Raw genomic sequence first — 16,317 nt, forward strand, 5'->3', positions numbered from 1 at the left:
GCGCCGGGGTGAGGCCGTACGGCAGGGCTGTGACGTGGGGCGTTGGGCGGTGGCGGAGGCCGTACCCTCACCGGGTGAGCAGGGGCGGGGGTGTCGGCCCCGACGGAACTGCTCACTTCTCGATAAAAAATCGGCGGGCCGTACTCGCCTCGCAAGCAATTTCTGAGAGAGAACGATGATTGTGGAGATTCTTTGTTCCGGTGTGTTGCGGAGCGACATTACTCGCCCGTAGCGTCATCGCCGAACGCAAGAGGTCGAGCAGCCCGTCAGGTCGGACTGCCACATTCCTGTCTCGTGACCCCCCGCTCCGGGAGCGCCGCTCACCCGGCCGGAAGTGGCCCCCCCGGTGTAGGTCACACACCCTCGAAGGGAACCGGATTCCGTGAACACCCTTGCACGTAGAGCCGCAATCATCGTCACCGCCGGCGCCGCCGCCCTCGGTATGGCGGTGACCACCGCCTCCGCCGGCACCACGTCCTCGTGGTCGGCTACCCCGTCCGGGGCGTACACCGCCCACGCGGCCAACCCGACGCTGGACGTCCCGGCGGCCAGCCTGGAGTGTGACTCCTCCGACGTCACCTCGGGCACCGTCAACGCCAGCAGCGCCACCGGCGCCAACATGGCCACCATCGGAGCCATCGGCTTCACCGACTGCACGGTCGGCGGTCTCGACTTCGACGTCACGATGACCGCGACGCCGTGGACGATCAACGTCACCGGCGTGGACCCCTCGAACTCCAGCCGGGTCAAGGGCAACGTCACCGGCATCTCGGCCCACATCGAGGGCTTCAGCTGCTCCGCCGACTTCACCGGCAAGGTGTACGGCTACTACGACAACAGCTCCGGCAACCTGGTCATCGACGGGTCGGGCACCGAGCTGGTCGCGTCGAACGCCGACTGCCTCGGCCTGATCAACGACGACGACGTGGCGTCCTTCAACGCCTCGTACCACGTCAACGTCACCTCGACCGGCACGTCGCCGGTGATCACCACGCCGTAAGGCCGCTGGAGCACACAGGTACGGGCCGGCCGCGGAGCCTCTCCGCGGCCGGCCCGGCCTTCTCGTTGGGGGCGTCGTACGTACGGTGTCCCGATTGTGAGGACGTGAGTTCGTGAAACTTCGTGTGCGAAGATCCGCTGTCGTCGCGGCCGCCCTCGTCGCGGCCCTTGGCAGTGCGGTCTCCTCGGCCACCGCCGGGACCACCTCCGTGGAGACGCTGACCCCGCCGGGGCCCTACGCGGCGCATTCCGACGATGCGACCCTGGGGCTGCTGACGTGTGACTCCTCCGACGCGAGCGGCTGGCTCTACGACACCGGCCCGGTCGCCGCCGACGTCGCCCTCCTCTCGTTCACCAACTGCACGATGGGCGGTATGACCGTCGCGCTGACGGTCACCGGGCTCCCCTGGCAGGTCTCGGCCGGCGGTCCGAGCTCCTCGAACCCGAACGTGTACAACGTCACCGTCCCGGGCGTCGCGGTCCACGTCGAGGGCTTCGGCTGCTCCTTCGACGCAGGCGGCTCCCTCTTCGGCCCCTTCGACAACACCACCGACGAGCTCGTTCTCGACGGGGACCTGGTCGTGTCCGATGCCGCCTGCCTCGGGCTCGTCAACGACGACGACCTGGTCCACTACAGCGCCACGTACCACGTGACCGGCTAGCCGCAACCCGGTACGAACCACTGCTCGCACCCGTGGAGGGCACCCCCGATATGCACACCCAGACACCTGTGACCCGCGCGGGGCGCTCCGTGAAGGTCGCCTCCGTTGCCGGACTGGCCCTGCTCGCCGGGCTGTTGTCGGGCGGAGGCTCGGCGGCCGACGAGAGCCCGGGGCCCGTCAGCCTGGCCGCAGCCTGCGGAACCGAGAAGAGTGACGTGGCGGCCGTGGCGGCCGCCGTGGCCCTGTCGGTGGACGTCCCGGACTCGGGTGAGGTCGACCGGCCCGTACAGCCGGGGCCCGTGTCGTTCGGCCTCACGCTCTCACGCGCCGATCTCGCCGCACTGTTGCCGGAGGGGGCTGAGGCCGTCGTGAGCCGGGCCGCGCTCAAGGTGAAGGTCGCCCAGAACGGAGAGTCGGCCGAGGCTTCATGGGAGCTCAACGCGCCGAGCACTCCCCTCCCGGCCGACGGCGACGTGACGCTCGTCCATTCCGGTGAGGTCCCCTACGTGACGTTCGGGTCCGCCGGCGATGTCGACTTCTCGCTGGGGGAGTTCACGGTCGAGCTGCGCTCCGCCACGGCGGCGCCCGAGGAGAGCGCGCCGCCTCTGGCCACGGTGACGTGCCGGTTGAAGGAGGGGGAGAACGGACATGTCGCGACCACGCACGTGACCGCTCCCGGCGGCAGCGAGCCGTCCAGCTCCCCCGGGACGCCCGCCACCCCGGCAGACGGTGCCGCCGGAGGGAAGGACAAGGACATCACCGTGGAACCGGCGGCCGCCGATGAGGACGATCCCGACTGGTGCCCTGTCGAGCCACCGGTGGGGGACGTGGACGGGAGTGAGGCACCGCAACCGCCGCCGGGCGCCCCCGTCAAGGAGACGAACCTCCCCGGCGTGTTCATGTGTGCCAACGCGCTGGGCCTGGCCAACGTGCAGAAGTTGAACGGGGCCATGATCATCAACGACCCCGATGCCCCGGCGCTCATCAGCGTCATGTCGACGAAGCGCACCACGAACCGGAAGGCCAGTGAGGAGGGTGGCCTCTACACCCGGATCGACTCGATCGCCACCCTGGACCTCCCGGATGCCGAGTCCACCTTCCTCACCTTCGGGTTCCAGCCGGTGACGGCCAAGGTGTCCTTCGAGAACGGGCCCATGACCATCTCCATCGGCAGCGTCAATCCGGGCACGGGGAAAGTCGACTTCTCCACGGTCTACTTCCAGCAGTCTCTGCGCCTCCACGACGTCAGGATCAACGGTACGCCGCTGGACGTGGGAGACAACTGCAGGACGTCGAAGCCGTTCAAGGTGGTTCTGGACGGGGGAGATTCGTACAAGAACGTGGCCCTGGGCGGCGTCCTGGAAGGTGAGGTCGACATTCCGGCCTTCACCGGCTGCGGCTCGGGCGGCGAGGACCTGAACCCGCTCTTCACCGCCTCCATCTCCGGGCCCGGCAACCGGGTCTTCATGAACCAGGCCCCGACCTGCAATCCCGCCAACCCCACCCGGTCCTACTGCCCGCCCCCGCTGCCGGAACTGCCCGGCACGAAGCCGTCCACGTAATCCGCCCGGCACACCGAAGGGGCCGCCTCCGCAAGGAGGCGGCCCCTTCAGGGCTTCACGGCGCGGCAGCGGCTACCGCACCGCGGAGTGCCAGTACTGCGCCAGCAGCTTGCCCGCGTCGGGCGCCGCGTCTCGCGGCTTGTTCATCGTCGCCACGTACGTCTGCGCGCCGTCCAGCGTGACGTTGTTGTTGCCGGAGGCCGACGGCAGGCCCGTCTTCAGGTTGACCGCCCAGTTGAGCGCGCCGAGCAGGCCGCAGCCGTTGGTGCCGGGCACCGCGTACGTGGTGTCGGTCTGGGTGGCGCCCAGGAGGTTGAGCCGGTTCATCTGGCCGGCCGTGTCCGGAGTGCCGTCGCCGGCGAACTTCTCGCTGGAGATGGCCGGCTGGGTGAGGTTCTGCGGCTTGAGCAGGATCGGGTCCGAGGCGGAGCCGATGTAGCACTTGTCACCGAGGATCGGGTTCTGGAGGTGGATCCGGACCGGGAGGGTGAGGATCGGCTTGCCGGTCGTCGTGCCCGCCACGAGCTGGAAGCCGGTCGGGGTGTTGACCGACTCGATGGTCGCCGTCACCCGGTTCAGGTTCACGTCGGTGAGGGTGTTGCAGATGCCGGTGATGACGGGCACGTCGTTCGGGCACATCAGCCCGAGCAGGCCGCCCGGCACCTTCGCGGAGTCGGCGATGAGCGCGCCGCCCGCCGGGGAGACCACGGTGGACGTGCCGCCCGGGTGGTTGACCACGCCGACCTGGAGGTCGCTGACGCCGACCGGCACCTCGGTGTTGCCGAGCTTGATGGAGCCGCTCGCCGAGTGGGACGACACACAGATCGCGGTGTCCGTCGCCCCGTCGGCCGCCAGCATCGCCGGGTCGTCGACCGGGCAGCGGCTGAAGGGCGCCCAGCTTCCGTTCAGCGTCGCCGGGGCGGCCGTGGCCGTGCCCATCGACGCGACGGCGGCGAGCGCGGTGAAGGAGGCCAGCAGCCCCACACGTACCCGGTTCGAGGTTCTCATGTCTTCCCCTTGTTTCCGATGTGCGCAGCGAATTGAGCGCGGAATGCGGAATGCGGAATGCGGGTGCCGGGACGGCGTCGGACGGGGCCGGTACGAAATCCCATTCACCGAGCCGTGAGGTTACTGGCGGGAAACACCGGTACACAATCCCGCCGTATGAGATTCTGTGGACAGGTCGTGCATTTCCGTCAGGGATGAGTACGGGATCCGGCCTTCTTGTCACTTCGTGCGCAGACGCTCGCGGGCGCGGCCGCGAGTCAGGCCTGCCGGATATGCGGAATCCCGCCTGTCACTTGTGCATTCGAGCCGGTCCCGAGCGCTTCTCGATGCGCTGTGCGGCGTACGCGCCCCGGCGGCCGGCCCCGGAACTTGTCACGAGGCGACAGTTTTTCCGGCCGTTCTGCTCAGTCGATGAGAAAGAATCACCCCCTGCGCGCCCTCGCGCGAAAACTTGATGACCTGGTATTGCGGCCCAGGTTACCCACCCGTAGCGTCGCCTCCGTCAGCAACTCCTCCGGCGCGTCCGGAGGTTGCCCGCCCGTCGGCAGGGAGTCCGGACGCAGGTCCGGCCCCCTGGGCCGCGGGGTTCCGGCCTGCACCGACGGACGGCAGTGCGCAGTACTTCACAAGATCGGAACCGGAATTTGTCATCCGATGACAAACGGACCGGATCTTTGCGAATGGGCTGCTCAAGGGCTTGTCCTGGCGGTGCCGGTGAACTTAACGTGCGCCCCTCGGCGCATTTCTGTCACTTCGTGAGCGCACGCAGGAGGTGGGATGGGAATCGAAGTAGTGGTCGAAGGGCTCACCAAGTCTTTCGGCAAGCAGAACATCTGGCAGGATGTGTCGCTCACGCTTCCCGCAGGCGAGGTCAGTGTCATGCTCGGCCCGTCCGGGACGGGAAAGACGGTGTTCCTCAAATCCATCATCGGCCTCCTCAAACCTGAGCGCGGGCGCGTTCTCGTCAATGGCGTCGACATGGTGAACGGCTCCGAGCGGGACATCATGGAGACGCGCAAGCTCTTCGGTCTCATGTTCCAGGACGGCGCGCTTTTCGGTTCCATGTCGCTTTTCGACAACATCGCGTTCCCGCTCCGGGAGCACACGCGTAAGAAGGAATCCGAGATCCGCCGCATCGTCATGGAGCGGATCGACGTCGTGGGCCTCCTGGGTGCGGAGAACAAGCTCCCCGGTGAGATATCCGGCGGTATGCGCAAGCGCGCCGGCCTCGCCCGGGCCCTCGTCCTCGACCCGCAGATCATCCTCTGCGACGAACCGGACTCCGGCCTCGACCCGGTCCGCACCGCGTACATCTCGCAGCTCCTCGTCGACCTCAACGCGCAGATCGACGCGACGATGCTCATCGTCACCCACAACCTCGACATCGCCTCGACCGTGCCGGACAACATGGGGATGCTGTTCTGCCGCAACCTCGTCACCTTCGGGCCGCGCGAGGTGCTGCTCACCAGCGACCTGCCCGTCGTCAACCAGTTCCTCGCCGGCCGCTGCGAGGGGCCCATCGGCATGTCCGAGGAGAAGGACGCCGCCACCCTCGCCGCCGAGGAACTGAACGGCTACGGACAGGGCATCAGCTCGGCCAACGCCCCCCGCACCGTCGTCCCCCAGCTGGAGCCCTCGCCCGGCCTGCCGGTGCGCCAGGGCGCCCTGCGCCGCCGGGAACGCGTCATGTCGATGATCGGCGAGCTGCCGGAGGCGGCCCGTACCGCGATCCTCAACAGCTACAGCCCGGCCGTGGGCGGTGGACGCCGGTGACCGCCCCCATGCCCGTACGGCCCCCCGGCGAACCGGAGCCGGTGGACCGCGCCCCGGAGCCCGCGAAGGCGCCCGAGGCCCCGCGCCCCAGCAAGCTCGCCGCGCCCCTGCGCGAGACCGGGCGGCTGTTCGCGCTCGCCGGGACCGTGACCCGGGAGACCTTCCGACGCCCCTTCCAGGTGCGGGAGTTCATCGAGCAGTTCTGGTTCGTCGCCAGCGTCACCATCCTGCCCGCCGCCCTCGTCTCCATCCCGTTCGGCGCGGTCATCGCCCTCCAGGTCGGCTCGCTCACCCAGCAGCTCGGCGCCCAGTCCTTCACCGGCGGCGCCAGCGTCCTCGCCGTCATCCAGCAGGCCAGCCCGATCATCGTGGCCCTGCTGGTCTCCGGGGCCGCCGGGTCCGCGATCTGCGCCGACCTCGGCTCCCGGAAGATCCGCGAGGAGCTGGACGCCATGGAGGTCATGGGCGTCTCGCCCGTGCAGCGCCTGGTCGTCCCGCGCGTGCTCGCCACCATGCTCGTCGCCGTCCTGCTCAACGGCCTCGTCTCCGTCGTCGGAACCCTCGGCGGCTACTTCTTCAACGTGATCCTCCAGCACGGCACCCCGGGCGCGTACCTCTCCAGCTTCTCCGCCCTCGCCCAGCTGCCCGACCTCTACGTCAGCGAGGTCAAGGCGCTGATCTTCGGCTTCATCGCGGGCATCGTCGCCGCCTACCGCGGCCTCAACCCGCGCGGCGGTCCGAAGGGCGTGGGCGACGCGGTCAACCAGTCCGTCGTCATCACCTTCATGCTGCTGTTCTTCGTGAACATGGTCCTCACGGCGATCTACCTGCAGATCGTCCCCGCGAAGGGGAGCTGACCCATGTCAATGCTCGGCTGGCTCGACAGATCCGGTGACCAGCTCGCCTTCTACGTACGGGCACTGATCTGGATCCCGCGCACCCTGCGCCGCTACCTCAAGGAGGTCCAGCGCCTGCTGGCCGAGGTCGCCTTCGGCAGCGGCGGCCTCGGGGTCGTCGGCGGCACCATCGGCGTGATGATCGCGATGACCCTCGCCACCGGCACGGTCGTCGGACTCCAGGGCTACGCGGCCCTCAACCAGATCGGCACCGCCGCGTTCACCGGCTTCATCTCCGCGTACTTCAACACCCGCGAGATCGCCCCGCTCGTCGCCGGACTCGCCCTCTCCGCGACCGTCGGGGCCGGCTTCACCGCGCAGCTCGGCGCCATGCGCATCAACGAGGAGGTCGACGGCCTCGAATCGATGGGCGTGCGCTCCATGCCCTACCTCGTCACCACGCGCATCATCGCCGGGGTCGTCGCGATCATCCCGCTGTACGCGATCGGCCTGCTGTCCTCGTACGTCGCGTCCCGCTACGTCACCGTCCTGTTCAACGGCCAGTCGGCGGGCACGTACGACCACTACTTCAACCTCTTCCTGTCCCCGGCGGACGTGCTGCTCTCGGTGCTCAAGGTGCTGATCTTCAGCGTGATGGTGATCCTCGCCCACTGCTACTACGGCTTCCACGCCACCGGCGGGCCCGCCGGGGTGGGGGTGGCCGTCGGCCGGTCCGTGCGGAACGCGATCGTGCTGATCAGCGTCACCGACTTCTTCCTCTCGCTCGCCATCTGGGGCGCCACGACGACGGTGAAGGTGGCCGGCTGATGTCCTCACGCGCCACCCGGGCCACCGCCCGCAGAACCGCCGGAGTCGCCTTCTTCCTCGTGCCCGCCGTCCTCATCTGGGTCTCGGTCTCGGTGTACGAGAAGGACTTCACGCACGACGCGACCGTCACCGTACGCACGTCGAGCGTCGGCAACGAGATGCACGAGAACGCCGATGTGAAGCTGCGCGGCGTCGTCGTCGGCCAGGTCCGGAACATCGCGGCCGACGGCGAAGGGGCCCGGCTCACCCTCGCCATCAAGCCGGACAAGCTGGACCGCATCCCGGCCGACGTCACCGCCCAGATGCTGCCCACCACCCTCTTCGGGGAACGGTTCGTCGCCCTCGTACCGCCCCCCGTGCCCTCCACGAAGACGCTCGGCGCCGGCGACGTCATCCCGCAGGACCGGTCCAGCAACGCCATCGAGCTGGAAGAGGTCCTCGACAACGTCCTGCCGCTGCTCACCGCCGTGAAGCCGGAGAAGCTGTCCGCCACCCTCAACGCGGTCTCCACCGCGCTGGAGGGCCGGGGCGAGAAGCTGGGCGACACCCTCGTGAAGCTGGACGCCCACCTCCAGAAGTTCAACCCCCAACTCCCCACGCTCAACGAGGACATCAAGGAACTCGTCAAGGTGAGCCGGCTCTACGCGGACTCCGCCCCCGACATCCTGGACGCCCTCACCGACTTCACCACCACGAGCGGCACCCTCGCCGAACAGCAGGCGAACCTCGCCAACGTGTACGGCTCCACCACCGCGTCCGCCCGTGACGTCACCGCCTTCCTCCAGCGGAACAAGGACAACCTCATCCGGCTCGCCGCGAGCGGCAGGCCCACCCTGGAGACCCTGGCGAAGTACTCCTCGGAATTCCCCTGCACCCTGCGCACCGTGGCCAACTTCGTCCCGGCCATGGACAAGGCGCTCGGCAAGGGCACCGACCAGCCCGGGCTGCACGTCACCCTCAAGACCGTGCCGTCCAAGGGGAAGTACGTCGCGGGCAAGGACACCCCGGTCTACAACGCGACCGGCGGACCGCACTGCTACTCCATCCCGTACGTCGGCCAGACCGTGCCCACCGCCGACGCCAGGACCGCCGCCGACACCGCCCCGGCCGACCCGGACCCGGCCACGCCGGTCGAGGTCCCGGCGGCCGATCCGTCGCTGGGCATGCCCAACTCGCCGCAGGAGAGCCGGCTCGTCAACGAGCTGGTCGCTCCCTCACTGAAAGTCCGGCCGCAGGCCCTGCCCGAGTGGAGCAGCGTGCTCATCGGACCGGCCTTCCGCGGTGTGGAGGTGAAGCTCAAGTGAAGCGCCGTTCCATCGCGGGACCGCTCGCGAAATCGATCGTGTTCATCGTGGTGACGAGCCTGGCCACCACGGTCCTGGCCCTGTCCATCGCCAACACCGGTGTGGGCGACACCCGTTCGTACAAGGCCCGGTTCACCGACGCCACCGGCCTCATCGTCGGGGACAGCGTCCGCGTCGCCGGGGTCAAGGTCGGCCAGGTCGAATCGGTCAGGGTCGCCGACCGCCGGGTCGCCGAGGTCTCCTTCAGCGTCCGCAAGAGCAAGAAGCTCCCGGCCTCCGTGACCGCCTCGATCAAGTACCTCAACATGGTCGGCCAGCGCTACATCGACCTGGACCAGGGCGCGGGCCCCGTCGGCGAGAGCTTCGCCCCGGGCTCCACCATCCCGCTGTCGCGCACCACCCCGGCGCTCGACCTCACCCAGCTCTTCAACGGCTTCCAGCCCCTCTTCGAAGGGCTCTCGCCGCCCGACGTCAACGAGCTGGCCGGCTCCATCGTCCAGGTGCTCCAGGGCGAGGGCGGCACCGTCGACTCCATCCTCCAGCACGTCGGCTCGCTGACCGGCACGGTCGCCGCCAAGGACAAGGTGATCGGCGAGGTGATCAAGAACCTCAACTCGGTCCTGAAGACCGTCAACGACCGGGAAGCGGGCTTCAACGACCTGGTCGACACCCTCCAGGCCCTCGTCACCGGCTTCGCGGGCGACCGCAAGCCCCTCGGCGAGGCCGTCACCGCGATGGGCGCGCTCACCACGGTCACCGCGGACCTCTTCGAGGACGGCCGCAAACCCCTCAAGGACGACATCAAGCAGCTCGGCCGGCTCTCCGGGAACCTGGCCGACAACACCCCGAAGATCGAGAACTTCCTCCAGAAGACCCCGGCCAAGATGGAGGCCATCAGCCGCCTCACCTCGTACGGCTCCTGGCTCAACCTCTACCTCTGCGAGGCCAAGGTCAGCGGTGTGACGACGAGCGACGGCAGCACCCCGCCGACCGGCATCGAGATCACCCAGCCGAGGTGCCTGTCATGATCAAGCCGATACGCCATCGCAACCCCGTCGCCGTCGGCATCGTGGGCCTGCTCCTCCTCGCCCTGATCGGATTCGGCGCCTACCGGGCCGACTCGCTCCCCTTCATCGGCGGCGGCACCACCTACAGCGCCGACTTCACCGAGTCCGCCGGACTCGGCGAGGGCGACGAGGTCCGCATCGCCGGGGTCAAGGTCGGCAAGGTCACCGGGGTCTCCCTGGACGGCGCCAAGGTGAAGGTCACCTTCAAGGTCAAGGACGCCTGGATCGGCAACGCCAGCACCGTCGGCATCGCCATCAAGACGCTCCTCGGCGAGAAGTACCTCGCCGTCGACCCGCTCGGCGACTCCCCGCAGGACCCGGACGAGCGCATCACGGCCTCCCGCACCACCTCCCCGTACGACGTCACCCAGGCGTTCAACGGACTGGGCGAGACCATCGGCGAGATCGACACCAAGCAGCTCGCCAAGAGCTTCGAGACGATCTCCGCCACCTTCAAGGACTCCCCGCCCGACGTGAAGAGCGCCGCCAAGGGGCTCTCCGCGCTGTCGAAGACCGTCTCCGAACGCGACGCGCAGCTGGCGACCCTGCTCAAGGGCAGCAAGCAGCTCACCAAGACCCTCGCCAACAAGAAGAGCGGCTTCGAAACCCTCCTGGAGGACGGCAACCTGCTGCTCGGCGAGATCCAGGCCCGCCGCGACTCCATCCACCTGCTGCTCACCGGCACCCGCGACCTGGGCACCCAGCTCACCGGGCTCGTCTCCGACAACAACAAGCAGCTGAAGCCGACCCTCAAGGCGCTCGGCCGGGTCACCGAGGTCCTCAAGAAGAACCGCAAGAGCCTCGACCAGGTGCTCGCGCTCGCCGGCTCCTACAACCGGCTCGTCGGCAACACCCTCGGCAACGGCCGCTGGTTCGACAACTACGTCTGCGGGGTCGTCCCGAAGAACTACCTGCCCGCGAGCACACCCCCGGCGACCGGCTGCATGCCGCCGAAGCAGGAAGGCGGGCACTGAGATGAGACTCACCCGCGTCATCGGCATCGGCGCCGGCCTCGTCGTCGTGGCCGTCGCCGCCACCTCCGGGGTCTCGGCCCTGGAGGAGCAGGGCGGCACCACCGTCACCGCCTACTTCGACCAGGTCACCGGCGTCTACGCCGGGTCCGACCTGCGCATACTCGGCGTCCGCGTCGGCCGCGTCGAGTCCGTCGAACCGCGCGGCAAGGACGTCAAGGTCGTCCTGCACATCGACAAGGGCGTCCAGGTCCCCAAGGACGCGCACGCCGTCGTCGTCGCCCCCAGCCTCGTCGCCGACCGGTACGTCCAGCTCGCCCCCGCCTACACCGGGGGAGCGGCCATGGAGGACGGCGCCCAGCTGCCCGCCGCCAACAACGCGGTCCCCGTGGAGGTCGACCAGCTCTACGCCTCGATCACCGAACTCTCCACCGCGCTCGGCCCCGACGGGGCCAACGCCGAAGGGGCCTTCGCCGGGCTCCTCGACACCGGAGCCAAGAACCTCAAGGGCAACGGCAAGGACATCGGCGACTCCATCGAGCAGTTCGGCAAGGCCACCAAGACCCTGGACAAGTCGAGCAGCAACCTCTTCAGCACGCTGTCCTACCTCCAGACCTTCACCACCATGCTGAAGGACAACGACGGCAACGTCCGCGCCGCCGAGGAGCAGCTGAACTCCGTCACCGGCTTCCTCGCCGACGACAAGAAGAACCTCGGTGCCGCCCTCAAGGAACTCGGCACCGCCCTCGGCCAGGTGAAGACCTTCATCAAGGACAACCGGGGCGAGCTCAAAAAGAACGTGGACGCCCTCGTGCCGATCACCCAGGCCCTCGTCGACCAGCGCGCCTCGCTGGCCGAGTCGATGGACGTCCTGCCGCTCTCGGCGGGCAACGTCCTCAACGCGTACGACCCCGAGCACCGCACGCTCAACGGCCGGACCAACCTCAACGAGCTCAGCATGGGCGGCCCGCTCCTCGAATCCTCCCTCGCCCTCCAGGGGCTCTCCCCGGTGGACGCCGAACGGCAACAGGCGCTGCCCGCGCTGCCGCTCCCGGCCGTGGGCACGGTCTACGGCACCCCGAAGCAAGCCAAGGACGCCAAGGACGCCAAGGACGCCAAGGACGCCAAGGACACGAAGGGGGCGAACCGATGAACCGGCGACCGCGCAGACCCGCGGCCCTCGGCACCACGGGCGGACCGGCACTCGTCGCGCTCGGCCTGTGCTGCACCCTCTTCGTCACCGGATGCGGAGCCCCGCACTTCTCCGGCATCGAGGACCTGCCGCTGCCCGGCGGCGCCGACCTCGGCGACCACCCGTACGAGATCACCGCGGACTTCGGGGATGTGCTCAGCCTCTCCCCGCAGTCCTCGGTCAAGGTCAACGACGTCGCGGTCGGCCGGGTCACCAAGATTTCGCTGGCGCCCGACGGCTGGCAGGCCCGGGTCACCATGAAGGTGAACGGGAAGATCGACCTGCCCGCCAACGCCTACGCCCACCTGGAACAGTCCAGCCTGCTCGGCGAGAAGTACGTCCAGCTCCAGCCGCCCGCCAAGGGCAAGGAGCAGGGCACCCTCGCCGACGGCGACCGCATCCCGCTCAGCCGCACCAACCGCAACCCCGAGGTCGAAGAGGTCTTCGGCGCCCTGTCCATGCTCCTCAACGGCGGCGGCGTCCAGCAGCTCAAGACCATCACCACCGAACTCAACAAGGCCCTGAGCGGGCAGGAACCCCAGGTCAAGTCCATGCTCCACCGGGTCGACAAGCTCGTCACCAACCTGGACGACCACCGCGGCGACATCACCGCCGCGCTCGACGGAGTCAACCGGCTCTCCAGCACCCTCGCCGGCCGCAAGGAGCAGGTCGGCACCGTCCTCACCAAGCTCAGCCCCGGCATGAAGGTCCTGGAGAAGCAGCGCGGATCGCTCATGACGATGCTCCGCTCCCTGGACACCCTCTCCGACGTCGCCGTCACCACCATCAACCGGAGCAAGGCGGACACCATCGCCGACCTCAAGGCCCTCGCCCCGACCCTGCGGGCCCTGGCCGACTCCGGCAACGACCTGCCCGACTCCCTCCAGGTGCTGCTCACCTACCCGTTCACGGACGAGGTGCTGCGCGGCGTGAAGGGCGACTACCTCAACGTGTACCTGGACCTGACGGCCGAACCCGGCACCCAGATCATTCCCGCCTACAACCCGGACCCGGAGACCCCGCCCGCCCAGTCCCCGTCGGTCGCCGGCGCCGGACTGCCGCTGCCCCTTCCCGCGACCTCGGCGCCGACGACGAGCCGGCCCACGGATTCGAAGGGGAGCAACTGATGATCACCCTCGCCATCCGGCTCAAGAACATCGCCTTCCTCATCATCTCCGTGCTGGTGCTCGCCTACCTCGGTATCCGTTACGCCGACCTCGGCCATTACGTCGGCATGCGCGACTACTACACGGTCAAGATGCAACTCCCGCGTACCGGAGGCCTCTTCACGCACTCCAACGTCACCTACCGAGGGGTCTCGGTCGGCCGGGTCGGGCCCATCGAACTCACCGACGACGGCGTCGAGGCCGAGCTGCGGATCAACAAGTCCGCGCCCAGCATCCCGGACGACCTCAAGGCCGTCGTGGCGAACCTCTCGGCCGTCGGCGAGCAGTACGTCGACCTGCGGCCGACCCGCACCGAGGGCCCCTACCTCGCGAACGGCTCGGTCATCGACCAGGCCGAGACCACCGTCCCGGCGCCCGTGACCAACGTCCTCACCAGCGTCAACGACCTCACCTCCTCGGTCGACCTGGAGTCGCTGCGCACCGTCGTGGACGAGTTCGGCACCGCGTTCAGCGGGCGCGGCGACGACCTCCAGGTCCTCCTGGACACCGGCAGCGAGTTCGTGGACGCCGCCGACGACGCGCTGCCCGTCAACACCCGGCTGATGGAGGACGGCAAGACCGTCCTGCGCACCCAGGTCGAACAGGGCGAAGCGCTCAAGGGGTTCGCCTCCGGAGCGAAGGAACTCGCCGCCCAGCTCAAGGGGTCCGACACCGATCTGCGCAAGCTGATCGCCGCCGCCCCCGACGCGACGAACCAGATCAGCGGACTGCTCCGGGACGTCGAACCCAGCTTCGGGGTCGTCGTCGCCAACCTCCTCACCACGTCCGACGTCGCCGTCACCCGCCAGCGCGGCCTGGAGGAACTGCTCGTGAAACTCCCCGCTGTCGCGGCCGCCGGGTCCAGCGCGGTGGACGAGGACGGTGCCCGGTTCGGCATGTCGATCACCTTCTTCGAGCCGCTGCCCTGCACCGCCGGATACGAGGGCACGACCTACCGCAACGGCCTCGACGTCTCGCCCGCCCCGGCCGTCAACACCAAGGCCCGCTGCGCCGCCTCGCCCGGCACCGGCATCGACGTCCGGGGCAGCGCCAACGCCCCGACGGGCGGCCCGCTGCCACCTCCGGCGAAGGCCGGCGCGCTGCTCCTCGGGGACACCGGGGAGGACCGGCTGCCCGGCGTGCTCGGCGCCGCGACCGACGCGGCACCGGAGGCCCGGGGCATGGCCGGGCTGCTCGGCCTGGGACAGGAGGACGGCGAGTGAACCCCCGTACGCGAAGCCTCGGCGGCTGGGCCGTCCTGCTGATCGCGGCCCTCGTCTGCGCCCTGGGCGGCTGGTCGTACGCCCAGGCCCGGGGTGACGACGACCTGGCCTACGCCAAGAGCCGGGACGCCGCCCTCGCGGACGGCCGGCAGGCGCTGGCCCGGCTCAACACGCTGGACGGCAAGGACGCGACGAGCGTGGACGCGGGCCTGGCCGGCTGGCTGGAGTCCGCCACGGGCCCGTTGCACGACCAGCTGAAGCGGACCCGGAAGAAGGACGCCGCCGACCTCAAGGCGTCCGGCGCCACCGCGCGCGGCAAGGTGACCGACGCCGCGCTCACGGAGCTGGACGAGCGGACCGGCACCGCGCTGATGATCGCGACCGTCGACGTCGAGGTCACCCCGCGCAGCGGCAAGGCGGGCACGGAGCGCAAACGCTTCGAGGCCACGCTCGCCCGGACCGGGGACGGCTGGAAGATCAAGGCGCTCACGGCACTCGGCATAGGGAGCGGCGCATGAACACCGACGTGGACGTCGAGGAGAGGCCGGAGGCGGCGGTCGAGCCGCCCGAGCCGACCGACGACACCGGCACCCGCCCCGCCCGCGGCCGGCCGCGCGTCCTCGCCGCGGTCCTCGTCGTCGCCCTGCTCGCCGCCGGAGCCGTCATGTACGTGGCGGGCAGGCAGCTGCGGGACACGCCCGCCACGTCCAACCTGGCGCTGACCGACAGCGCGGCGACCGCCCAGGTGGCCGGCGAGGTCACCAACGCGCTCGGCAAGGTCTTCTCGTACAGCCCCGACGGCACCGCCGCCACCAAGGCGTCCGCGCAGAAGCTCCTCGCGGGCAAGGCGCTCCAGCAGTACGCGGCGCTGTTCGGCCAGGTCGAGAAGCAGTCGGCCGACCAGAAGCTCACCCTCACCACTCATGTCGTGCGCGCCGGAGTGACCAGGCTGACGCCCGACAGCGCCCACCTGCTCGTCTTCCTCGACCAGGTCTACGAGCGCAAGGGCAAGGCGGCGAGCAAGGCGGCCGCGCAGCTCTCCGTCACGGCCCAACTGCGCGAAGGGCACTGGACGATCGTGGAGATCACCTCCCGGTAGCCCGCGAGAAGCACCACCGCACCACCGAGCACGGACAGCACAGCACGGCGGGACCGCCGGCAGGGAGAGGCAGCGATGGCACGGGTAGCGATGACGAGGAATCCGCTGGTGGCGGCGGCGATCGTGCTGACGGTCGCGGCGGCGGCCGCCGCGGGCTGGGGCGGGGTGTCCCGGTACCAGGCGGGGCACGACAGCTCGGCCGCGTACGCCCAGACCCGCGACGAGGTGCTGGCGGCGGGAGAGCAGGCCGTGCAGAACATGAACACGCTCGACCACGCCCAGCTGGAGAAGGGGCTCGACAGCTGGGAGGACTCCACCACCGGGGACCTGCACCAGCAACTGGTGGACGGGCGGGCCGGGTTCGTGAAGCAGATCCAGGAGGCGAAGACCGTCAGCACCGCGAAGGTGCTGGCCGGCGCGGTCACCGAGCTGGACGACCGGGCCGGGAAGGCCGGGGTCATGGTGGCGCTCCGGGTGACCGTGACCGCGCCCAAGGGCAAGCCCGCGGTGAAGGAGAGCCGGATGCTCGGCCAGCTCACCCACACCCCCGACGGGTGGAAGCTCAGCGCCCTCGGACAGGCGCCCGTCGGCAACACCGCCGGCTGACACCCCCGCCCCAGCACCGAG

16 protein-coding genes are annotated in these 16,317 nt (G+C 69.4%); 15 read left to right on the forward strand and 1 reads right to left on the reverse strand.

Translation table 11 applies throughout. The annotated features are described in order from the left end of the window. The first annotated feature begins 382 nt into the window (after nt 1-382). The 3 genes from AMK18_RS35125 (at nt 383) to AMK18_RS04240 (ending at nt 3,223) form a co-directional block, all read left to right on the forward strand. Nucleotides 383-1,000, forward strand: coding sequence for a hypothetical protein (locus AMK18_RS35125; protein ID WP_241836444.1), 618 nt, complete (start codon nt 383-385; stop codon nt 998-1,000). Nucleotides 1,001-1,112: 112 nt separating this feature from the next. Continuing rightward, nucleotides 1,113-1,661: a hypothetical protein gene (locus tag AMK18_RS04235; RefSeq protein WP_143202253.1), complete on the forward strand. Its 549-nt coding sequence runs from the start codon at nt 1,113-1,115 to the stop codon at nt 1,659-1,661. A gap of 50 nt (nt 1,662-1,711) precedes the next feature. Then, on the forward strand, nt 1,712-3,223 hold the full coding sequence (locus tag AMK18_RS04240) for a DUF6801 domain-containing protein (RefSeq protein WP_073861682.1): 1,512 nt from the start codon (nt 1,712-1,714) through the stop codon (nt 3,221-3,223). A gap of 72 nt (nt 3,224-3,295) precedes the next feature. On the opposite strand, the gene AMK18_RS04245 is transcribed toward AMK18_RS04240, so the two are convergent. Continuing rightward, nucleotides 3,296-4,207 (reverse strand): hypothetical protein, encoded by a 912-nt coding sequence (locus AMK18_RS04245; protein ID WP_018100213.1) that lies wholly within the window; start codon nt 4,205-4,207, stop codon nt 3,296-3,298. 801 nt (nt 4,208-5,008) lie between these two features. Here AMK18_RS04245 and AMK18_RS04250 point away from each other — a divergent pair. The 12 genes from AMK18_RS04250 to AMK18_RS04305 all read left to right on the forward strand — a co-directional run bounded on the left by AMK18_RS04250 (nt 5,009) and on the right by AMK18_RS04305 (nt 16,296). Beyond that, nucleotides 5,009-6,004 (forward strand): ABC transporter ATP-binding protein, encoded by a 996-nt coding sequence (locus AMK18_RS04250; RefSeq protein ID WP_026171149.1) that lies wholly within the window; start codon nt 5,009-5,011, stop codon nt 6,002-6,004. Then, nucleotides 6,001-6,861 carry an MlaE family ABC transporter permease gene (locus AMK18_RS04255; RefSeq protein WP_018100211.1) on the forward strand — a complete coding sequence of 287 codons (861 nt, stop codon included), beginning with the start codon at nt 6,001-6,003 and terminating at the stop codon, nt 6,859-6,861. The genes AMK18_RS04250 and AMK18_RS04255 overlap by 4 nt, the downstream gene beginning before the upstream one ends. 3 nt (nt 6,862-6,864) lie before the next feature. Then, nucleotides 6,865-7,668 carry an MlaE family ABC transporter permease gene (locus AMK18_RS04260; RefSeq protein ID WP_073861683.1) on the forward strand — a complete coding sequence of 268 codons (804 nt, stop codon included), beginning with the start codon at nt 6,865-6,867 and terminating at the stop codon, nt 7,666-7,668. Beyond that, on the forward strand, nt 7,668-8,972 hold the full coding sequence (locus AMK18_RS04265) for an MCE family protein (RefSeq protein ID WP_073861684.1): 1,305 nt from the start codon (nt 7,668-7,670) through the stop codon (nt 8,970-8,972). Before AMK18_RS04260 ends, AMK18_RS04265 begins: the two co-directional genes overlap by 1 nt. Continuing rightward, nucleotides 8,969-10,000 (forward strand): MCE family protein, encoded by a 1,032-nt coding sequence (locus AMK18_RS04270; protein ID WP_073861685.1) that lies wholly within the window; start codon nt 8,969-8,971, stop codon nt 9,998-10,000. Before AMK18_RS04265 ends, AMK18_RS04270 begins: the two co-directional genes overlap by 4 nt. Continuing rightward, the gene (locus AMK18_RS04275) at nt 9,997-11,013 is read left to right on the forward strand and encodes an MCE family protein (RefSeq protein ID WP_073861686.1); all 1,017 of its coding nucleotides are present in this window, start codon (nt 9,997-9,999) and stop codon (nt 11,011-11,013) included. The genes AMK18_RS04270 and AMK18_RS04275 overlap by 4 nt, the downstream gene beginning before the upstream one ends. A 1-nt stretch (nt 11,014) precedes the next feature. Continuing rightward, a complete protein-coding gene (locus tag AMK18_RS04280; protein ID WP_073861687.1) occupies nt 11,015-12,163 on the forward strand; it encodes an MCE family protein in 1,149 nt (382 codons plus the stop codon). Beyond that, on the forward strand, nt 12,160-13,329 hold the full coding sequence (locus tag AMK18_RS04285) for an MCE family protein (protein WP_073861688.1): 1,170 nt from the start codon (nt 12,160-12,162) through the stop codon (nt 13,327-13,329). The genes AMK18_RS04280 and AMK18_RS04285 overlap by 4 nt, the downstream gene beginning before the upstream one ends. Further along, nucleotides 13,329-14,591 carry an MCE family protein gene (locus AMK18_RS04290; protein ID WP_073861689.1) on the forward strand — a complete coding sequence of 421 codons (1,263 nt, stop codon included), beginning with the start codon at nt 13,329-13,331 and terminating at the stop codon, nt 14,589-14,591. The genes AMK18_RS04285 and AMK18_RS04290 overlap by 1 nt, the downstream gene beginning before the upstream one ends. Beyond that, a complete protein-coding gene (locus AMK18_RS04295; protein ID WP_018100203.1) occupies nt 14,588-15,109 on the forward strand; it encodes a hypothetical protein in 522 nt (173 codons plus the stop codon). The genes AMK18_RS04290 and AMK18_RS04295 overlap by 4 nt, the downstream gene beginning before the upstream one ends. Next, the gene (locus AMK18_RS04300; protein ID WP_073861690.1) at nt 15,106-15,690 is read left to right on the forward strand and encodes a hypothetical protein; all 585 of its coding nucleotides are present in this window, start codon (nt 15,106-15,108) and stop codon (nt 15,688-15,690) included. The genes AMK18_RS04295 and AMK18_RS04300 overlap by 4 nt, the downstream gene beginning before the upstream one ends. Before the next feature lie 75 nt (nt 15,691-15,765). Further along, entirely contained in the window at nt 15,766-16,296 is a 531-nt protein-coding gene (locus AMK18_RS04305; RefSeq protein ID WP_037785548.1) for a hypothetical protein, read from the forward strand. The last annotated feature ends 21 nt before the right edge of the window (nt 16,297-16,317 follow it).

It is taken from the genome of Streptomyces sp. CB01249 (genome assembly GCF_001905735.1).
In the GTDB taxonomy this organism is placed as follows: Bacteria; Actinomycetota; Actinomycetes; order Streptomycetales; family Streptomycetaceae; genus Streptomyces.